Source organism: Pseudoalteromonas sp. SWXJ133, from assembly GCF_015864365.1.
Taxonomy (GTDB): Bacteria; Pseudomonadota; Gammaproteobacteria; order Enterobacterales; family Alteromonadaceae; genus Pseudoalteromonas; species Pseudoalteromonas arctica.
The window spans coordinates 117,871-137,987 of sequence record NZ_JADYXJ010000005.1; the positions used below are offsets into that span (position 1 = coordinate 117,871).

Below are 20,117 nucleotides of genomic sequence, written 5' to 3' on the forward strand. Positions count from 1 at the left end.
ATTACTGTAATAACTTTAACATGCAGGGCTGAATGGCACTAGGGCGCGTTGACTTTTCAGGATTAAAATTGACCTAATTTAGATAGGAGTAATAGTTGTAAGAATTTTTTAGCCTAGTGAGCTTAGCAATAACAGGTTAAAGCATGAGCATTTTGCTAATACTTAGTTGGTTTTAAGAAAAAATAGGCAAAAAAAACCAGCTCAATATGAGCTGGCAAAAACTGCTTAAAACAACAATATGTCGTAGGGATTCACAGGAGAACAACTTCATACTAACTGAATCTTTATGAACAAATACTTAATTCAATTCAATTAGTTAAAAATATAAGAATACTCAAAGTATTCGGTTTATAAAGTAAAGGTGCATTGGGCTTAAGTAATGCACCTTTATAATTATAACTATATAACTACAATTTCATGGTGAAGGGGGGTATTCCAATGTGCGCTTCAAATAAATTAAAGCCACTTTCAAACCCTTCACATACCATTACGCCGAAATTTTTCAATTCGATCACAGGTCTAGTAAAAAGGTTAAGGTTAATTCACTAATTTTTTTTATCTTACGTAATACCTTACACGAGCGTCATCAGATTTATTTTTACTATTATTTTGAATGTAATTACAAAGCTATTGTTAAATACATCATTAGCAAAAGGCCAATCAAAAATATAAATTGGAGCAATCGTTTTAAATAGTATGTTGAGGCTGGCGTAGCATAATTTATGCGCCTATATTAAGGATACGTAAGTGTTTAGGCAGGCACACTAAATAATAAGTAAGCCGATTAAATAAAAATAACCGTTACTTTTTAAAAAGTTATAAATACATAAACAACAATACTGATTGATTAAGTATTTTACTTTTCTATTATAAGGATTCCAGAATGAGCAACCCTAAAGCAGGCCAATGTCCGGTCATGCACGGCAGTAATACTAAAACGTCTAATCCCAATACTGATTGGTGGCCAAATGCCCTAAACTTAGACATTCTTCATCAGCACGACACCAAATCAAATCCATACAATAGCGACTTTAATTACGCTGAAGCATTTAAATCAATCGATCTTGACGCGCTAAAAACAGACGTAAAAAGCTTAATGACCGATAGCCAAGATTGGTGGCCAGCCGATTGGGGACATTACGGCGGTTTAATGATTCGTTTAGCATGGCACTCAGCGGGTTCATACCGTTTGGCCGATGGTAGAGGGGGCGGTGGTACAGGTAATCAACGTTTTGCGCCACTAAATTCATGGCCAGACAACGGTAACCTCGACAAAGCGCGCCGTTTACTTTGGCCAATAAAGAAAAAATACGGTAACAAGCTTTCATGGGCCGACTTAATTATTTTAGCGGGCAACATGGCATACGAATCAATGGGTTTAAAAACCTTTGGTTTTGCCGGCGGCCGAGAAGATATTTGGCATCCTGAAAAAGACGTTTACTGGGGAGCTGAAAAAGAATGGTTAGCGCCAAGTGATGGTCGTTACGAAAGTGTAGATAAACCAGACACCATGGAAAACCCATTAGCCGCAGTACAAATGGGCTTAATTTATGTAAACCCTGAAGGTGTAAATGGTATACCTGATCCGCTTAAAACAGCGGCCCAAATTCGCGAAACTTTTGCGCGTATGGCAATGGATGACGAAGAAACCGCTGCATTAACGGTAGGCGGGCACACAGTAGGTAAAGCACATGGTAATGGCAAAGCAGAAAACTTAGGCCCAGAGCCAGAAGCTGCTGACGTACACGAGCAAGGCCTTGGTTGGAATAACACTACAACCCGTGGTATTGGCCGCGATACAGTTACATCAGGTGTAGAGGGCGCATGGACTACGCACCCAACACAATGGGATAACGAATACTGTAAGCTTTTATTAACCTACGAATGGGAACTCACTAAAAGCCCTGCAGGTGCTCATCAGTGGGAGCCTATTAATATTAAAGAAGAAGACAAGCCTGTCGATGTAGAAGATTCATCAATTCGTTTGAACCCAATGATGACAGATGCTGATATGGCCATGAAAGTGGACCCAACGTACCGTAAAATTATTGAGCGCTTTTATAACGACTTTGACTACTTTTCAGACGTGTTTGCACGTGCCTGGTTTAAACTAACTCACCGCGATTTAGGTCCTAAATCATGTTACTTAGGTGCCGACGTACCAAGCGAAGACTTAATTTGGCAAGATCCAATTCCAGCCGTTGATTACACATTAACAGACGACGAAATTAGCAATCTAAAAACCACATTATTAAATTGTGGTGTTAGTGCCGCTGATTTAATAAATACAGCTTGGGATAGCGCACGTACTTATCGTGGTTCTGATAAACGTGGCGGCGCAAATGGTGCACGCATTCGTTTAGCACCGCAAAAAGATTGGCAAGGTAATGAGCCAGAACGTTTAGCATCAGTACTTAGTGCGCTTGAAAAAGTGCAGGCTGGCTTGAGTAAACCTGTTAGCATCGCCGACTTAATTGTTTTAGGTGGTACAGCAGCCGTAGAACAAGCTGCAAAACAAGCCGGTGTTGATGTAAACGTGCCGTTTGCTCCAGGACGTGGAGATGCAACAGACGAAATGACTGATGCAGAATCGTTTGATGTACTAGAACCCATTCACGATGGTTTTAGAAACTGGCTGAAAAAAGATTACGCAGTATCAGCGGAGGAGTTATTACTAGAGCGCAGCCAACTAATGGGATTAAGTGCACCAGAAATGTCGGTACTTATTGGTGGGATGCGAGTACTAGGTACTAACTATGCTGGCAGCGAGCATGGCGTATTTACAAATAGCGTGGGTTCATTAACCAACGACTTCTTTGTAAACTTAACTGACATGTCAAACCGTTGGGAGCCAACTCAAAAAGGTTTATACAATATAGTAGACCGTAAAAGTGGCACTACTAAATGGACTGCAACACGCGTTGATTTAGTATTTGGATCAAACTCTATATTGCGCGCACTTGCTGAGTTTTATGCACAAGACGACAATAAAGAACGTTTTGTACATGACTTTGTAAATGCATGGGTAAAAGTAATGAATGCCGATAGATTCGATCTTAAATAATCTGTACGCTAAATAAAAACGGGGGAGTAATAATTTACTCCCCCGTTTTTGCATGTAGTCCTGGTCAGTATTACTTATAAAATATTGTAATTTATCTAAGTCATATAAAAATTAGGCATTAAAAAAGGCGGCAAAAGCCACCTTCTTATAAAACAATAAAACTTATAGAAGTGCAAAAAGCTTTTGTAGTTGTGGCATGTATTCGCTGACAAGTTCAAGGTTGCTTTCGCTTACTAAAGACTCTGTAGACTCCTCAGCTGCGCTTGACGATTTACCAAACGAACCCATTAACGAACTAGCGCCTTTATCTTTAGCACTTTTCATGCTTTGAAAACCGCCCATTACTTTATTCGCTGTTTCTTGATTATCAGCAGATAAACCCGATTTAAGGTTTTCGATATAAGCCATTGATACTTCAGAACCTACAGTTACTAGTTGCTCTGGTGTAAAGCCGTAGCGGCCTGTAACACCCGCGAAGCTTTTGTATAGGTCTTGCTCTTTAATCATGCTTAGTGCGCTATTAGCTAGAGAGCTTTGTTCGTCAACACTTTGATCTGCAGAACCACCTAGCATACTTGCTAAGTCTAAGTCTTTTAAAGACTCTTGGCTGCTTGCCCAGCTCGTTACAGCTGGCAGTGCTTTCATATAGCTTTGAAGTTGACCTTCGTTAATATCTACTGCAAGGCTTGAGAAACTCATTGCTAATAAGCTAAGTGATACAAGTATTTTTTTCATTGAGCATTTCCTAGTATTAAAGTTGTGCCAATTAGAAACTAATAAGCAACACTTGCCAACACAAAATAATATATTGGCTGATTTTATAGTACAATTTATGAGAATTTATTTAAGTTCTAAGAATTTAGTTCATTCACCACAAGCTAATGTACTGATGATATAATACATTTTTGACAAATAGAGCTGAACACAATGTTAACAATTTCAAATGCTGTCACTATCGATGAATGGGAACTAGAGCTAACGGCTATTCGTTCGCAAGGTGCCGGTGGTCAAAATGTTAACAAAGTAGCCAGTGCAATTCATTTACGCTTTGATATTAACCGCTCTAAATTACCTGATTTTTATAAAGAGCGCTTACTTGCCTTAAATGATACAAGAATTACCAAAGAAGGCGTTTTAATAATTAAAGCGCAAAGCCATCGTACTCAAGAGCTAAACCGAGAAGATGCCCTTAAGCGCTTAAAAGATTTAATACTTAGTGCTACCGTTGTTAATAAAGCGCGTCGTGCCACCAAGCCCAGCCGTAATTCACAGCGAAAGCGCATGGATAAAAAAACTAAACACGGGCAAAACAAAGCGCTACGCGGCAACATAAAGTTTTAGTTTTAAACGGTATTAATAAAGTATAGAAGGGACTTAATGCCTACATGCAGGCACTATTTTTACATCGTATTATACGTATAAAAATATAAGTGAGGGGTAGCCTCACTTATATTTAATAACTATTAAAACCTACTTAGCCATTTCTAAATCAGATTCTGCATTTGCCAACATTGCAAACTCTTCATCAGCGCTTTTAGCAACTAAGTGTTTTGAGCTATAGCCAAAGTAATATGCGGCGCCCACAATAAACAGCACCATAGTGTATAAAAATGCACGAGGGTCAAACGCATACACACCCGTTAATGCTATAAGCGACAGTACTAAAGCAATACTTGACGTAACTACGCCACCTGGAGTTTTGTACGGGCGAGGTAAATCAGGTTGTTTAACGCGAAGTAAAATATGGCTCAGCGCCATTAATGCATACGAGAGCGTTGCACCTACTACTGCCATTGCAAGTATTAAGTCACCCTCACCACTGAGTGATACTAAAAAGCCAAATACTGCCGGTACAATCAACGCACGTGCTGGCACTTTGCGATTAGTCGTAATAGACAACGAACGTGGTAAATAACCGGCTCTAGATAAAGCAAACACTAAGCGACTATAACCATAAATAATAGAGAAAAACGAAGCAACTAAACCCGCAAGCCCTAATATATTTACAACGGTTGCTAAGCCCTCACTACCCGATGCATTTAATGCATCAACTAAAGGCACTGCACTTGCCCCCATTGCAGCAGCACCGCCAGCACCAGGCACTAACACAACAACTAAAAAAGCAGTAAATAACAAAAAGATCATTGCACCAATAATGCCTTTTGGCACATCTTTAGCGGGATCTTTTGCTTCTTCAGCAGCAAGCGGTACACCTTCAACCGCTAAAAATAACCACATGGCAAACGGTAATGCAGCCCAAACCCCGTACCAACCTAAAGGTAAAAACTCACTGGCTCCCACTGCATCGGTTACGGGGACGTCAAATAAGCGTGATACATCAAAATTTGTGATTAAAACAAAAGCCGTTGCAATAATAGCTAATACCGCTAAACCACTTATTACCATCATTACTTTTAGCGCTTCTCCTACGCCCGCTAAATGAATTCCTACAAATAGTAAGTAAAATAATGCATATACCCATGGACCATTAAACCCGATGAGGGCTTCAACTGCCGAGCCTATAAAAATAACAATAGCAGCGGGCGCTAAGGCATATTCAATTAATACGGCAAGCCCGGTTAAATAGCCTCCCGCTGGCCCCATAGCTTGACGCGCAAAACTATAACCACCGCCTGCAGCAGGTATTGCAGCTGACATTTCAGCAAGCGATAGTATAAGCGCTAAATACATAACGGCCATTAATACTGCAGCAATGGCAAAACCACCCCAACCGGCTTCGGCGATACCAAAGTTCCAGCCTGCAAAGTCACCCGATATTACATACGACACACCCAAACCTGCGAGCAATAACCACCCCGCAGTACCCCGTTTTAACTGTCTTTTAGCAAGGTACTCTGTATTATTATTAGTAGACATAACCTTTCTCCGTTGATGTTTAGTTTTTATTTTTTTATTTCATGTGTTTTTAATTAAAATTACTCAGCAATTAAAAAGTTAGTGGTTGAAACCTGATGCTCAATTACATCATCTTGTGTGCGGTCTTTTAAATTAACCCCAGTTAGTTTTAGTTTTTTAGCTTCACGTAATAAGTACAGTGCGCGTCTAGCTGCTTCTGTATAAGGTAGGCCTGCAGGGCGAATATTTGATATGCAATTACGACATGCATCGTTAAGTCCTGTTTTGGGCTCCCATGTTAAATACAAGCCAAGGCTATCTGGCGAACTAAGTCCTGGGCGCTCTCCTATTAACACCATAACCACCTGCGCATTTAGCAGCTCACCTATATCGTCTCCAATCGCTACTCGCCCTTGCTCAACCAAAGTAATGGGGGCAATTTTAAATTGCTTGTCTGTTGTAAGGTGCGTTAATAGCTCTGTTATAAATGGGTATGCATTTTTTTGTACCGCCAACGACGAAAGTCCATCAACCACTACAATCGCTAAATCGTATTTAGCCTGCGCAGTGTGCTTTTGTTTATTCATATAGCTGAGAAGTACTTGCCTACCATTTTCATCAAGTTTGCGGCCTAAATCGGGTCGCTGAAGGTAAGTAACCCTGTCAACGGCTTGGCTGTGTAAATGCAGGGGAGGGGCAACCTCTTTTAGAGCATTAATACTGCCTAGTTGCTCAGTCATTTCGTTAATATCAAGCGGAAAACTCACCGCATCACGCGCTTGTGCATGAGATAGCTGAAAAGCCAGCATTTCTGAGGTTGGCAAACTTATACCAGCGCGACCAAGCCCAATACGGGCGTCGGTAAAACGCCGTAAATCACTCCAAGGGTTGTGCACTACATTACCGTTATTTTTATGCTCATTTACTGAGTTATCTAATGGAGTGGTCGGTTTTGAACGTGATTTCATGAGCCACCTCCAGCAATTGCACCCAGAGGTTTAGCAAAAGCGGGAGGCAAGGTATCTGAAAGTGTGATGTCGGTAGTGCTTTGCATAATTTTCATTTTGCTTAGCCATGCTTCAAACTCAGGGGCGGGTCTAGAGCCAAGAACTCGACGCACATATAATGCATCATGAAACGACGTAGTTTGGTAATTAAGCATAATATCGTCAGAGCCAGGTATTCCCATTACAAACGAGCAACCTGCAACACCTAATAGCGTTAGCAAATTATCCATATCGTTTTGATCGGCCTCTGCATGATTGGTGTAACACACGTCGCACCCCATCGGTATGCCTAGTAACTTAGCGCAAAAGTGATCCTCAAGTCCTGCTCGGGTAATTTCTTTACCATCAAACAAATATTCAGGGCCAATAAACCCCACCACGGTATTAACCAGTAACGGATCAAACTTACGAGCAACTGCATAAGCGCGAGCTTCACACGTTTGCTGATCAAGCCCATGATGCGCATTTGCTGAAAGCGAACTGCCTTGCCCAGTTTCAAAATACATCACATTATTGCCAACAGTGCCGCGCTTTAAACTCAAAGCGGCATCTTGCGCTTCAGCTAAAGTATTTAAATTAAAACCAAAACTTGAGTTAGTAGCCTCCGTGCCGCCAATCGACTGAAATACCAAATCAACCGGTGCGCCAGCTTCTATACATTCAATAGTGTTAGTAACATGTGTAAGCACACAGCTTTGCGTCGGTATGGCGTATTTTTGAATAACATCATCCATTAATGTCATTAATTTAATGGCCTGGGCAACGTTGTCGGTTGCTGGGTTTATACCTATTACGGCATCGCCATTACCGTATAGCAGCCCATCAAGCATGCATGCAGCAATACCGTTAATATCGTCAGTTGGATGATTGGGTTGTAAACGTGTAGATAAATGCCCAGGGAGGCCAATAGTGTTTCTAAAAGCACTTGTAACATGGCACTTTTTAGCAATTAATATGAGATCTTGATTGCGCATTATTTTGCTAACTGCAGCAGCCATTTCAGGCGTAATTCCTTGCCTTATACTTGCAAGTACAGCGGGTGTTGCAAAGTCGCTTAAAAGCCAATTACGAAAATCGCCTACAGTTAAATGTGCAATAGCCATAAAGGCATTGGCATCGTGCTCGTCAATAATTAAGCGTGTAATTTCGTCATCTTCGTAGGGAATAAGTACCTCATTTAAAAATGTTTTAAGAGGTACATCGGCCAATGTCATTTGAGCCACAGCACGTTCTTGTGCTGATTGTGCAATGACGCCCGCTAAGCGATCACCCGAACGCTGTGGCGTTGCTTTAGCCATTAACTGGGCTAAGTTCTTGAATTTATAAGTGTGTGTACCTAAAGTGTAACTGTACGCTTGCCCCATGATTTACTCCACATAACTAACATGATAAACCTTGGTATAGGTTTTGCTGCATCTTTAGCTATAAATCAATTTTCAATAGTTACAAGACAGCTTATTTTGTACCAAGTAACTATCGAATTTCGGCAAAAGATTATTTATTAATCCAATTCAATTGGTTACATACGCAAAGCGGTGTTAACTTAACCATAATAAAAGTGTAACGAAAAAGAGCATCCCCTATATGGCGCAGCAAAGTAGCTACAACGCACCACTAAAGAGCAAGGTGCAAACACACGATATAGACGAGCAAGCGCATAGCCTTACTCAATGGCAGCAAAAATACGATCAAATGAGCGACGGCAGCTTTTATGGTTTTATTGAAGAAACAGATTACGTCAATATTCATGTGTTTAAAGAATACACCGAGCGAGCGCTTCGTCAGCAATGTAACATCGCCCCCAATTCGGTTTGGCTTGGCATTCCTTGTCAGTCGCAGCAAAGTAAGATTAATGGTCTAAGTGTGGCAAGTAATCAATTTATGTGCCGCACAAGTGATAATGACTTTGAGCTGATAACCCCTGAGCAATTTAATATTTATGGTTTGGTAATCGATTGGAATTCAATTGAATATATGGCGCAGCTACAAGGCGTAACATTGAAAAACCTATCATCTGCACAATCAGCTCGCTTATCGGTAAGCAACTCATCATTGCAAACGGCAAGGCAAATAATTAATAGCATGGTTGTAGGCAAGGGCTTTGGACTTAAAACCGAATCACAGCAAGATATGCTAAACATGTTGGCACTACACTTATTACAAGCAGATAATCCACAACAAAATATTGCGCCAAGTTATAAACATCGAAAAGCCGTAGTAGATAAAGTAAAAGATTACGTGGCCACAAATCCACAAAACCCAATAACCATAACTGAGCTGTGCGAGCTTGCCTTTGTAAGTAGGCGCACACTTCAGTATAGTTTTGAGAGTGTTTTAGGAATTAACCCTTTGCGGTTTTTACGTTTAACACGTTTAAATAATGTAAGGCGGGAACTAAAAAAACCAAACCAAGATAAGCCAATTTCAGTAATAGCAGCCAATTGGGGATTTTGGCATGCGGGACAATTTGCTAAAGATTACACGCAACTATTTGGTGAAAACCCATCACAAACAGTTAAAAATTCAGCACAGCAGTTTAAACCACCGTGCTCTACAAACTTGTAGGTGCGAATTTACTTCGCGCTCATGTAACGTGGCTTTAATGCTCTAAAAGTGAAAGCGAGGTATAAAACCTCACCTACATCGTGCAAACACTAAACCCGTAGGCGCGAATTTATTTCGCGCTTATGTAATTTAGCTTTAATACTTTAAAAGTGAAAGCGAGGTATAAAACCTCACCTACATCTTGCAAACACCAAACCCGTAGGTGCGAATTTATTTCGCGCTTATGTAACATGGCTTGAATGCTCTAAAAGTAAGGTATAAAACCTCACCTACACCGTGCAAATACCAAACCCGTAGGTGCGAATTTATTTCGCGCTAATGTAACGTGGCTTAAATGCTCTAAAAGTGAAAGCGAAGTATAAAACCTCACCTACATCAACACTAAACCCGTAGGTGCGAATTTATTTCGCGCTCATGTAACATGGCTTTAATGCTCTAAAAGTGAAAGCGAGGTATAAAACCTCACCTACATCTTGCAAACACCAAACCCGTAGGTGCGAATTTATTTCGCGCTCATGTAACATGGCTTTAATGCTCTAAAAGTGAAAGCGAGGTATAAAACCTCACCTACATCTTGCGAACACCAAACCCGTAGGTGCGAATTTATTTCGCGCTTATGTAACGTGGCTTGTATGCTTTAAAAGTAAAAGCGAGGTATAAAACCTCGCTTACTATATTCAAAAGCCCTATTTGATCGGTGCTATTTAAGCCGCGATTAAATAGGACTCTTGTCCTGAATGCTTGTTGTTGCGTTTAAACGAGCCTTTGCCTTTTTTAGCTTTAACCACTTGTGGTTTAAATAATTTAGAGGTGACCATCGCCGCTAGTGCATTGTGGTTTATAACGCCTCGTCCTGTGTCTACCGCGCTGGTGTTTGCGGTTTTTGCTTTAGATTTTTTAGTCATATATTTCCTATCAGCCAATGGTTATTTTAAGTTAAATAATAAAAAGGCTTTTATATTAGCCTATTTAAGAGATGGCGATTGTAGGCTTAATTTTCAACCGCGCAAGTATTTTTAATGCCCAACAGGTACTTTTTTAGTAATAAAAAAGTATAAAAAAAGCGCAGTTAATAACTGCGCTTAATATTACTTTAGTTTGCTTTATAAATTAAAAACTAAAGCTTACTTTTGCATAGTACGTTCTGCCGTCAAAGCCGTAAGGTAATGCACGTACTGGGTATTTAAATGCGCCGTTGGTGATAAAGTTAAGTACTTCGTCGTCGCCTAGCTCGTCTGGCGTTTCGTCAAATACGTTATCGGCACCCACTGAAAGCGCAAACATGTCGTTAATTTGGTAGCTAACATTTAAATCAACTAACACAGCAGACTCAACCGTACTTGTTGGTTTAAACGATCCTGTTGGCGAAAGCTCACCTGGTAATGAAATATGGTCATTACCAAAGTATTTTACATCTGTTTCGCCAAAGTAGTTAAAGCGAATGGTTGATGTGTAGGCATCGCGTTCGTAGTCAAACGTAAGCGTTGCACGTTCACTAGGTTGTCCGTCGGTAAAAAAGCTACGTTGTAAATCATCAAAAGCAACCGCTTCAGGAATACCGTCTTCAGCATTTACGCCGTCAATTTTAGTATCGTTTAGGTTACCTGCAAAGGTTACTCCTAAATTGCCACCTTCAACTTCTGTACGGTACGATGCAATAATATCAACGCCTTGCGTAGTAGAATCAACCGAGTTTGAGAAGTAGTTAGCTTGCACAGCTCCAGTTGCTTGTAGCGCTGCAACTGCTTCTGAGCTAAACGATACGTCGTCAGCGGTAAGTAAGCTGCCAAGCGTAATACGGTCTTCAATTTCTACACGGTAAAAATCAACCGTTAACGAAAGCTCGCTTGTTACATCGTAAACAAAACCTGCACTGTAGTTTGTTGAAGTTTCAAGCTCTAAGCTATCTACGCCTAACGCACTTGGGAAAGCGGTCCCTGTGTTTGCAGTGAACGATTGCGTTAATGTGCCGTCTGAGCCTAAGTTAGTTGTAAAGGCTGTATAACCACTTTGTTGAAGTGATGGTGCTCTAAAACCAGTAGATACCGCACCACGTACAGCAAAATCATCTGAAAATTCATAACGTGTTGCTAATTTACCAATTAAATCATCCCCAGCATCTGAGAAATCTTCATAACGTAGCGCACCACTGACGTTCCATGCATCGGTGATCATAGTTTCTACGTCTACATAAACTGCGTAGCTGTTACGGTCGCTGTCGTTAGCTGCTTCAGGGCGTAGGCCGTTATAAGCCTGAAAACCACACTGTGCAAATTGGTCTGGATCGTTTACTGATGGGTACGAGGTATCCATATTTGCTAGTCCACAGGCGTATGATGCTTCATCGCCAGGTACTATTTCGTAGTTTTCTTTACGATATTCAGCGCCTACTGTTACATATAAAGGTTCACCACGGCCAATATCTACAATACCGTTTACATCAAGGTTAAGCGTTGTTTGATCAAATCTAAAACCACCTGAGTAACCGCCACTAGGGCCTGAGTTTGCTGCAATATCGGCATCGCTTGCACTTGGGTTGTTAAATAAATACTCAGCCGCGTAAGAAGCGTTTAATGTATTGCGTGATGTAAAGTCGTATTGGTTTTCACCATAAACGGCCGATACATCGTAATTCCAATCTGTGTTTATATCGCCTTTAAAACCAAGCGCGACTGAAATATCTTGTGCTTCGTTATATATGCGCGGTAAAAAACCATCGCTATATACTTGGGTTACGTTTTTAGACGCTTCGTTAAAATTACGGTAAAAACCATTACCCAGCGCCGTGCGCTCTGAGTAGCCACCAAACGAGTAAAGCTCGCCGTCGCCCATTGGTAATGCCATGTTGTAAAATAACGACGTAAATTCACTTTCTGAGTTACCTTGGCCCCAGCGTACGTCTTCACTTAACGTACCTGGTTCAACATTAAGCGACCCCCCCGTATCACGCTCGGCGCGGTTAGTGCCATCGGCATCACGGTACTCAAGCGATAGGTTAATAAAGCCGCCTTCGTTGCCTAATTCAAAACCACGGTTTAAACCTGCTGAAATAGTGTCGCCGTCACCTTCACTTGTGCCGCCGTATTGTATAAAACCCGTTGTAATACCGGTTGAGTTATTAAGAGATAAGTTAATTACGCCTGCAATAGCATCAGAGCCATATTGCGCCGCTGCGCCATCGCGTAATACTTCAACGCCTTTAAGGGCCGTTAGCGGAATCGCATTCATATCAGTACCCGCAGCGCCTGCGCCTACTGTACCGTTAAGGCCAAAAATTGATTGGTTATGACGACGTTTACCATTTACTAATACAAGAGTTTGATCTGGCTGTAGGCCACGAAGTGTTGCGGGTCTAAATAAATCAGAACCGTCAGATACTTGTGTACGCGAAAAGTTAAATGAAGGCGCTGTCGCTTGAAGGCTTTGGCCAAGCTCGGTAAAGCCACCTTTGGTTAAATCATCTGCGTCAATTAAATCAATAGGAGAAGAAGACTCTGTAGAAGTACGGTTAGATACACGCGATCCTAATACAGATATTTGCTCAATGTTTTTAGCAGCTTGCACTGGTGCTTCTTCTGCGTTAACAATGCTTGGTGCGCTAAACGCGAAAGCAACGGCTACAGCAAGTGTGTTTAAACGGTATGTTGGCATAGTGACGACCCTGTTTTTTTGTGTTCTTATAATATGTGTGTGGTTATGGTGCTCATAACCTGTTGCAAACATCCTAGCAACATATGCAAACAAAAAGAAATGAAAAAAACTAAATATTTGGTCTAAGTATGCAAATAAATTTCAAGATAAGAAAAAACCACCTTTAATCGATTAAAATACACGCTACAAGGGCATTAAACTTCAAAAAAAAGATCTATTAACTTTTTATTTACATTGTGATTTTGTTCGTTAGTTTACGCTTTTAAAGGTAATAGGCAGCGGATGGTCGTACCTGTCCCTAATGTGCTGTTAACTTCTATTTTTCCGCCATGATCGCTCACCATAGCGTATACAAGTGTCATACCCATACCGGTACCTTCTCCAACTTCTTTTGTCGTGTAAAAAGGGTCAAACATATGCGCTATTGTGTCTTCACTCATTCCACAGCCATTATCTTTTACCTCAATACAGATATTTGTGTTTAGTTCAAAAATATTGACCTCAATAATGCAGCCTTTTTCTAAATCAAGCTCGCATGCTTGCCAAGCATTCATTAATAGATTTACAAAAATTTGATTAATTGACGATAAATTGCACCAAATAAGTGGTAGTGGTTCAAACCGCGTTTTTATCTCGCATAGTTTGAGTTTGTTACTTAATAATCTTAAAGCATTATTAGCACCCGTTGTTACATCGGTTAGTTGTTTATCTTGCGAGGAGGAGGGGTGGGCAAAGTTTAATAAGTCATGCACAATTTGTTTTATTCGTTTGAGTCCTTCAACGCTGTCGTTAACTTGTCCCTGCAAATTGTTATAAAGCCACGCATACGGATACTGTAAATTGAGTATGTCGATTTCGTGTTTAAAACGGCTTTCTTTAATTTCATTGTTTAAGTATTGCTCGTTAAGCTTTAGCAACGTGATAAGCAAAGGAGTAGAATTTTGTAAGCTTTCTATATTACTCATTGCATAGGCAAGCGGGGTATTTATTTCATGGGCTACGCCTGCACAAAGCGTTCCTAAGGTTGCCATTTTTTCGGTTTGCACAAACAGCATTTGCTGGTGTTCTAAATCGGCTACTTTTTTTTGTAATTCATTATTTATGGCAACTAAAACGGTGCTTTTATCTTTGAGTAATTGTTCTGCGGCCAAGCGCAGCTTTTGTTCGTTTAAAAAAGCACGTTCAAAATTACCATCTGATCCATTCATTCCTTTCATCCATATAGATAACTTTATACTTAACGTTTAGTCGTCTACATGCAAATTTGCAACTTTAGTGTGAGCATTTATCTACTTATAGATAATAACCACATTAGGTGACTCCTACTCTATATAAAAGGTAAGCATAAACAGGTCACGGATGTTTTTTTAAGCTATTATTTAGCCAGAAGTAATTTAAAGGCGGCGCAATGACTCAAGCAACACCAAACACACCAATGAATCAGATCGATGTACTTTGTATTGATGATGACGAAATAGTACTACGTACGTTAACACGACTACTTGAAGTAAATGGCTTAACGGTTATTGTTTGCGATAATCCGCAAAACGCACTAACACTTTTTAAAAATCATGAATTTGGTTTAATTATTAGCGACATGCGGATGCCAGTAATGAACGGTGCCGAGTTTTTAGAAAAAGCGCGTGCGCTGGCACCCGACACTCAACGCATTTTATTAACCGGTTACGCCGATATACAAACAACCCTAGCGGCTGTTAACCAAGGGCAAATAAATGGTTATATTCAAAAACCATGGCAAAATGACTTATTACTTCGAAGCATTAAAGATAGCCTAGAAAAATTTGCGCTAAAAAAGCAAAACAAAAAATTAGAAACACAAGTTAAGGCGCAAAACCAAGAACTACTTGAGCTAAACAACACGTTAGAGCAACGAGTAGAAAAACGTACCTTACAAATCAAACAAGTTTTAAAAAAGCTTGAAGACGCCAACGAGCGGGAAAAACAAGAGCACAAATCAACCGTTGAGCTGCTATATAATTTTATTAACGCAAATCCTTACCTTGATGGCAACAAAGCACAAAACATTGCAAATACCTGCACACAAATAGCGCTTTACTTAAACCTGTCGCAAAAAAGCATTGATCTGGCCCCTATGGCAGGTTATTTGGCGCAAATAGGTTTGCTTGCTATGGACCCCGATCTTTACAAAAAGCCAGTAAATCGCTTAAATGAGCAACAACGCAAAACCTTTTATACTCACCCAAGTACTGCACAATTAATGTTAATGCCAGCAATACATTTACACGACTTATCGGATGCTATTTATTATCAGTTTGAACGTTTTAATGGTAATGGCATGCCCAAAGGTCTTGCCGGAAACGACATACCTATAGGCGCTATGGTGCTGGGTTTAGCGCGCGATTATTGGGATGCATTTGAGCAAAGTAATGCAAGCGATGAAAAGCAGCGCCACGATGACGCGCTCGAAAGTGTAAAGCTTTATAGCGGATCGTTTTATCATCCTAAAATTGTACGTGCACTTGAAGCAAGCCATGCAAAACTAAACGAGAAAAAAAGTACCGCAGGATCAGTACTAATTTGTAATGCCCAAGAGCTTAAAGATCAAATGATACTCGGCCATGCTCTGCACAGCCATTCGGGTATAATGTTACTGCCTAAGGGTCATGTATTTAGTAGTAAATCAATTGAAAAGCTTCAGCAGTTGGAGTCAAAAAAACCAACCCCGTTTAGAATAATGGTTAAAACTGCTAAATGATTGATCTAAACGACAGTTTTTTTCGTTACAATGTGCATAAAATACATTATTGAATTTGCTTGAAGGAGCACTCTGTGTCGCGATTTTCTGCAGTTACCGACAATCCCCACGACGGACGTTTTAATCAAAAGACGGGCATACTGCTTACTAACTTAGGTAGCCCAGATGCACCAACAGCTGCTGCGCTTCGTATATACTTACGTGAGTTTTTATCAGATCCACGAATTGTAGAAATACCACGCCTAGTATGGATGATAATTTTACATGGCATTATTTTGCGTGTGCGCCCTAAGCGTTCGGCTAAATTATACGAAAGTATATGGACCGAAAATGGCTCGCCGCTTACTCACATCACTCGACAACAAAGCGTAAAGCTAAATACCTTATTAAAAGAGCAAGGTTATACCAATACCGAAGTGGTAATGGCAATGCGCTATGGTAATCCCTCAATAGAGGCCGGTCTTGAGGAGCTTCGTGATAAAGGCTTAACGCGTATTATTATATTGCCAATGTATCCGCAATATTCTAGCCCAACCACGGGTTCAACGTTCGATGCTGTATCAAGCGTACTGCGTAAATGGCGCTGGGTGCCAGAGCTGCATTTTATTAATGGCTATCATAAAAACACCCGTTATATTGAGTCACTTGCTAATAGTATTAGTGAGGATTTAGAAGCGAATGGTATGCCACAAAAAATTGTTTTTTCGTATCACGGTATGCCTAAACTATTTTTAGAGCGAGGCGATCCGTACCATTGCCTATGTTTACAAACCACGCGTTTAGTTGTAGAAAAACTAGGCCTTGATAAAGACAAAGTAATTAGTACTTTTCAAAGTCGATTTGGTAAAGCCGAGTGGTTAAAGCCTTACACCGACGCAACGCTTGAAGCCCTGCCTGATGAGGGTATTACCGATGTAGCCATTATCAGTCCTGCTTTTAGCGCCGACTGCCTAGAAACACTTGAAGAGCTAGAAGGTGAAAACCGAGAAATATTCGAAAACGCAGGCGGCAAAAAATACCGTTACATAGCGGCACTAAACGACAGAGACGACCACATAGAAGCTGTGTTTGATGTTATAAAACCGATGTTGTAACCCAAGCTTACTAAAGCACATAGCTATAAATAGTTCGCATTAAGCGGTGTTAAAATTAACACCGCTTTTTTGTTTTAAGGGCTTTTAAAATATTTAGTTAATTAATTCACAAAGAGGTTAAGAGGCGCTGCGCTTTTTAAAGTAGTGATAAAACATAAAAATACTGTTTTTGGCTTTCTCATTTACTCCTCTTTTACTTCTCATTGTGCAAATAAAAGCTTTTAAAGGGCGAATTAATTCACAAAGAGCTTAAGAGGCGCTGCGCTTTTTAAAGTAGTGATAAAACATAAAATACTGGTTTTTGTTTTCGGCTTTCTCATTCACTCCTCTTTTACTTCTCATTGTGCAAATAAAAGCTTTTAAAGACCTAATTAATTCACAAAGAGCTTAAGAGGCACTGCGCTTTTAGAGTAAGTGATACATATTGGCCGATCTGGTTTTTCTCGGTTATTACTGATTATCTTATCTTTGTGGAAGAAATTACTTATACTTTTAATAATAATTAAAATAAATAAAAACGCATTGTGGAGGGGGAGAATACCTAAGCAACAGCAATTAAACGCTATCGCTTAAAGTATAAATCAATCGCTTTAGTGAGGAGCTCGTCGAGCTGTTCTTCAAATTCTTCTATATCAATATCAAAATGCTTTAAGTACGCATGAGCCTGAGCAAGTGATAAATTACGGCTGTTAACGCTATATTGTCGCTCGTCTATGGCTTTATCGTAACGAGGTAAAAATACAAATTGGCCATAAAATGGTGACTTAATATGTTTATTTGCAAAACGACAAAAATCTTCAACATGCTCAGCACCCTTAGGGCCAAGGCAACCGGGCTCGATGCGATACATTAAGCGAATTTTTTTATCGTCATTTATTTGCATATAAAGCCTTTATCTAAAAAACAGTACGCGTACTATTTTTCCATCTTTAATTTGGTAACTCGAAATAAGTTCTGAGCGTTTATCAACTACCTTTTCGTCAGTTGAGCAGGTTTCTGATAGTTCGTGATCAATCACTATATCGCCGTGCACTATGCGCTTAATTGGTGATGAGTGAATACACTTTAACTTTTTAAACATTAGCCCATAACGTTCTATTAGTTTTTCTTTACCTTTAAATAATAGCTCATTAGGGAAAATATAAAACTCAACATCTTCGGCATATACACGAAGAAACTCTTCAATGTTACGCGCGTTATACGCTTTAACTAACTGCTCTACTACCGCAAGTGATTCGCGCGATTGCTTAGCTTTAGTTTGTTGCTTAACTGTCAGCGCTTCTTTTGCTTGCGTAACTGCTTTTTCAGCTTCGGCTACAGCCACTGCTTTTTCTATTTTATTTTTCGGCTTTTCAGTAGGTTTAATCTGCTCGTTACCCAATACCTTTGAATCGTCTGGTTTAGTCGCATCAATTGTTGGCTTTTTAAGCTCAGGTGCTTTGTATTCAAGCGTATTTACTTTGTCGTCAGCTTTGACTTGAGTTACTGATTGCTCATCTTCAACTTTTGGTTTTTCAACGTTTGCTTGAGCTTCAACTTGCTGCTCTTTTTGCTCAGGCTCGCTTTGTTCTGCGGCGTAAGTAATAAGCGCAACGGTGGTAATTAACGAGGCAAAAATAATAGATAACGGTTTCATAACTTTCCTAAAATGAACACTAAACACGTGTAATACCAATTACATTAAATAAGTGATCTATTATAGCGTCAAGAAAATAGCACAATAACAAGGCGAAAATTGTGACATATAGTTGTTCTATATGAATAACTTTTAACGCAGTTAGTGAGTTATTTAATGCGATAGAATGATCATATTTTTGATAATATTGGTATAAGGGTGCAACATAGCAAATTTTAACGTTATCGGATAGTTAATACCACCACTGTAGCCTACCAGTACTGCTCTACAGTAATGTTACCGGGTGCTTTGCGGCGGTTACGCGTAAAGTTTTTATCGAGAAGTAGCGCGGTGGTGTCTTTTACCATTTGTGGATTTCCGCAAATCATAAATTGCGCGTTACTAGGCTCAGGATTTAATTTTACATGTTCAAACAAGCCGTTGCTCTCAATAGCGTTAGTAATCCGGCCACTTAAGCCTTGTAATGGCTCTTCTCTACTTACAACAGGAATGTAGTTGAGTTGTTCTGGGTACACTCTTAATAACTCGTTAATAAGTGCCTGATAGCTTAAGTCGTTATTAAAACGTACACCATGCACTAAGTTTATGCTTTTGTATTTTTTCCATACATCGGGCTGTTGTAATATCGATAAAAAAGGGCCTATGGCAGTGCCAGTACCTAACATCCAAAGCTGATCGCTTTGTGGTATTTCATCAAGGGTAAAAAAGCCGGTTGCGTGTTGTTCTATAAGTACGGTTTCGCCAGGTTGTAATGTAGCTAAACGAGGAGAAAGCAAACCGTCAATAACGTTAATAAGGTAAAATTCAAGATCGGGGTTTTCAGGGGCATTCACATATGAATAAGCCCGAGCAATACGCTTGTCGCCATCCATTATAGAAAGCTTTGTAAATTGCCCTGCTTTAAACGGCTCTACATTAGCATTAACGGTTAAGCTAAAGAGCGTTTCGCTCCACCATGTTACGCTTTTTACTGTTGCTTCAACCCAATTAGACATAGTTACCTCTTGGTTTAGCCATTAAAGTTTTAAATAACTCACCCCATAAACATTAGCATTAAGTGACAAAGACTTACAGGAGAATATGACTAGATTTAAAGCTGTGATGTATGCAGAATTTACCAATAAAATAATGTGAATAATTAGCTCTGAGATAGGAGCCATTAATTGCATAAGGAAAAGCGAAGCAGCAGTAACTAAGAAAAATAAAGTCAAAAAAACAGTGCTTTTTTATTTTATCACTCACTTTAAAAGCGCTGCGTCTTATATCACCATTAGTGAATTATTTACTTGAAAAACTATTGCACTAGGAGAAGCCAAAGAGGAGTAAATGAGAAGAACCAAGCCAGAAACGAGTATTTTATCACTGACTCTAAAAGCGTAGCGTCTCTTAACCTCTTAGTGAATTATTTATTTAAGCCTTTATTAATTAATTTTATAGTTAAACTCAAATTCCACACATAAAAAAACGGCGCTAAATTTAGCACCGTTTTTATAAGCAATTAGAAAAA

The 20,117-nt window shown here is 39.8% G+C and carries 15 protein-coding genes; 5 read left to right on the plus strand and 10 right to left on the minus strand.

The annotated features are described in order from the left end of the window. Nucleotides 1-883: 883 nt before the first annotated feature. On the plus strand, nt 884-3,064 hold the full coding sequence (gene katG, locus I6F40_RS05585) for a catalase/peroxidase HPI (RefSeq protein ID WP_197176241.1): 2,181 nt from the start codon (nt 884-886) through the stop codon (nt 3,062-3,064). Nucleotides 3,065-3,226: 162 nt separating this feature from the next. On the opposite strand, the gene I6F40_RS05590 is transcribed toward katG, so the two are convergent. Beyond that, a complete protein-coding gene (locus I6F40_RS05590; protein WP_010555231.1) occupies nt 3,227-3,799 on the minus strand; it encodes a hypothetical protein in 573 nt (190 codons plus the stop codon). 192 nt (nt 3,800-3,991) lie between these two features. On the opposite strand from I6F40_RS05590, the gene arfB reads away from it, so the two are divergent. Beyond that, a complete protein-coding gene (gene arfB, locus I6F40_RS05595; RefSeq protein WP_197192612.1) occupies nt 3,992-4,405 on the plus strand; it encodes an alternative ribosome rescue aminoacyl-tRNA hydrolase ArfB in 414 nt (137 codons plus the stop codon). A 129-nt stretch (nt 4,406-4,534) separates the two neighbouring features. Here arfB and eat read toward each other — a convergent pair whose 3' ends face one another. The 3 genes from eat to I6F40_RS05610 are packed head-to-tail and all read right to left on the minus strand — an operon-like array spanning nt 4,535 to nt 8,291. Further along, the gene (gene eat / locus I6F40_RS05600; protein ID WP_197192613.1) at nt 4,535-5,941 is read right to left on the minus strand and encodes an ethanolamine permease; all 1,407 of its coding nucleotides are present in this window, start codon (nt 5,939-5,941) and stop codon (nt 4,535-4,537) included. Nucleotides 5,942-6,000: 59 nt separating this feature from the next. Continuing rightward, on the minus strand, nt 6,001-6,888 hold the full coding sequence (gene eutC, locus I6F40_RS05605) for an ethanolamine ammonia-lyase subunit EutC (RefSeq protein ID WP_197141686.1): 888 nt from the start codon (nt 6,886-6,888) through the stop codon (nt 6,001-6,003). Further along, nucleotides 6,885-8,291, minus strand: a complete 1,407-nt coding sequence (locus I6F40_RS05610) for an ethanolamine ammonia-lyase subunit EutB (protein WP_024594012.1) — start codon at nt 8,289-8,291, stop codon at nt 6,885-6,887. Before I6F40_RS05610 ends, eutC begins: the two co-directional genes overlap by 4 nt. A gap of 220 nt (nt 8,292-8,511) precedes the next feature. On the opposite strand from I6F40_RS05610, the gene I6F40_RS05615 reads away from it, so the two are divergent. Beyond that, nucleotides 8,512-9,492, plus strand: a complete 981-nt coding sequence (locus I6F40_RS05615; RefSeq protein WP_165741312.1) for a helix-turn-helix domain-containing protein — start codon at nt 8,512-8,514, stop codon at nt 9,490-9,492. Between the two features lie 704 nt (nt 9,493-10,196). On the opposite strand, the gene arfA is transcribed toward I6F40_RS05615, so the two are convergent. The 3 genes from arfA to I6F40_RS05630 form a co-directional block, all read right to left on the minus strand. After that, nucleotides 10,197-10,397: a ribosome alternative rescue factor ArfA gene (gene arfA / locus I6F40_RS05620; protein WP_002963106.1), complete on the minus strand. Its 201-nt coding sequence runs from the start codon at nt 10,395-10,397 to the stop codon at nt 10,197-10,199. A gap of 205 nt (nt 10,398-10,602) precedes the next feature. Next, a complete protein-coding gene (locus I6F40_RS05625; RefSeq protein ID WP_197119040.1) occupies nt 10,603-13,143 on the minus strand; it encodes a TonB-dependent receptor plug domain-containing protein in 2,541 nt (846 codons plus the stop codon). Nucleotides 13,144-13,397: 254 nt separating this feature from the next. After that, nucleotides 13,398-14,351 (minus strand): sensor histidine kinase, encoded by a 954-nt coding sequence (locus I6F40_RS05630; RefSeq protein WP_007583514.1) that lies wholly within the window; start codon nt 14,349-14,351, stop codon nt 13,398-13,400. Nucleotides 14,352-14,551: 200 nt separating this feature from the next. Here I6F40_RS05630 and I6F40_RS05635 point away from each other — a divergent pair, with 200 nt between their 5' ends. Beyond that, nucleotides 14,552-15,880, plus strand: a complete 1,329-nt coding sequence (locus I6F40_RS05635) for an HD domain-containing phosphohydrolase (protein ID WP_197192614.1) — start codon at nt 14,552-14,554, stop codon at nt 15,878-15,880. 74 nt (nt 15,881-15,954) lie between these two features. Next, nucleotides 15,955-16,974 carry a ferrochelatase gene (hemH, locus tag I6F40_RS05640; RefSeq protein ID WP_007583511.1) on the plus strand — a complete coding sequence of 340 codons (1,020 nt, stop codon included), beginning with the start codon at nt 15,955-15,957 and terminating at the stop codon, nt 16,972-16,974. Between the two features lie 562 nt (nt 16,975-17,536). On the opposite strand, the gene I6F40_RS05645 is transcribed toward hemH, so the two are convergent. The 3 genes from I6F40_RS05645 to I6F40_RS05655 form a co-directional block, all read right to left on the minus strand. After that, nucleotides 17,537-17,857: a hypothetical protein gene (locus tag I6F40_RS05645; protein ID WP_197119042.1), complete on the minus strand. Its 321-nt coding sequence runs from the start codon at nt 17,855-17,857 to the stop codon at nt 17,537-17,539. A 9-nt stretch (nt 17,858-17,866) separates the two neighbouring features. Beyond that, nucleotides 17,867-18,610: a nuclear transport factor 2 family protein gene (locus I6F40_RS05650; protein WP_165728790.1), complete on the minus strand. Its 744-nt coding sequence runs from the start codon at nt 18,608-18,610 to the stop codon at nt 17,867-17,869. A 251-nt stretch (nt 18,611-18,861) separates the two neighbouring features. After that, the gene (locus tag I6F40_RS05655; protein ID WP_101164395.1) at nt 18,862-19,605 is read right to left on the minus strand and encodes a ferredoxin--NADP reductase; all 744 of its coding nucleotides are present in this window, start codon (nt 19,603-19,605) and stop codon (nt 18,862-18,864) included. Between the last annotated feature and the right edge of the window lie 512 nt (nt 19,606-20,117).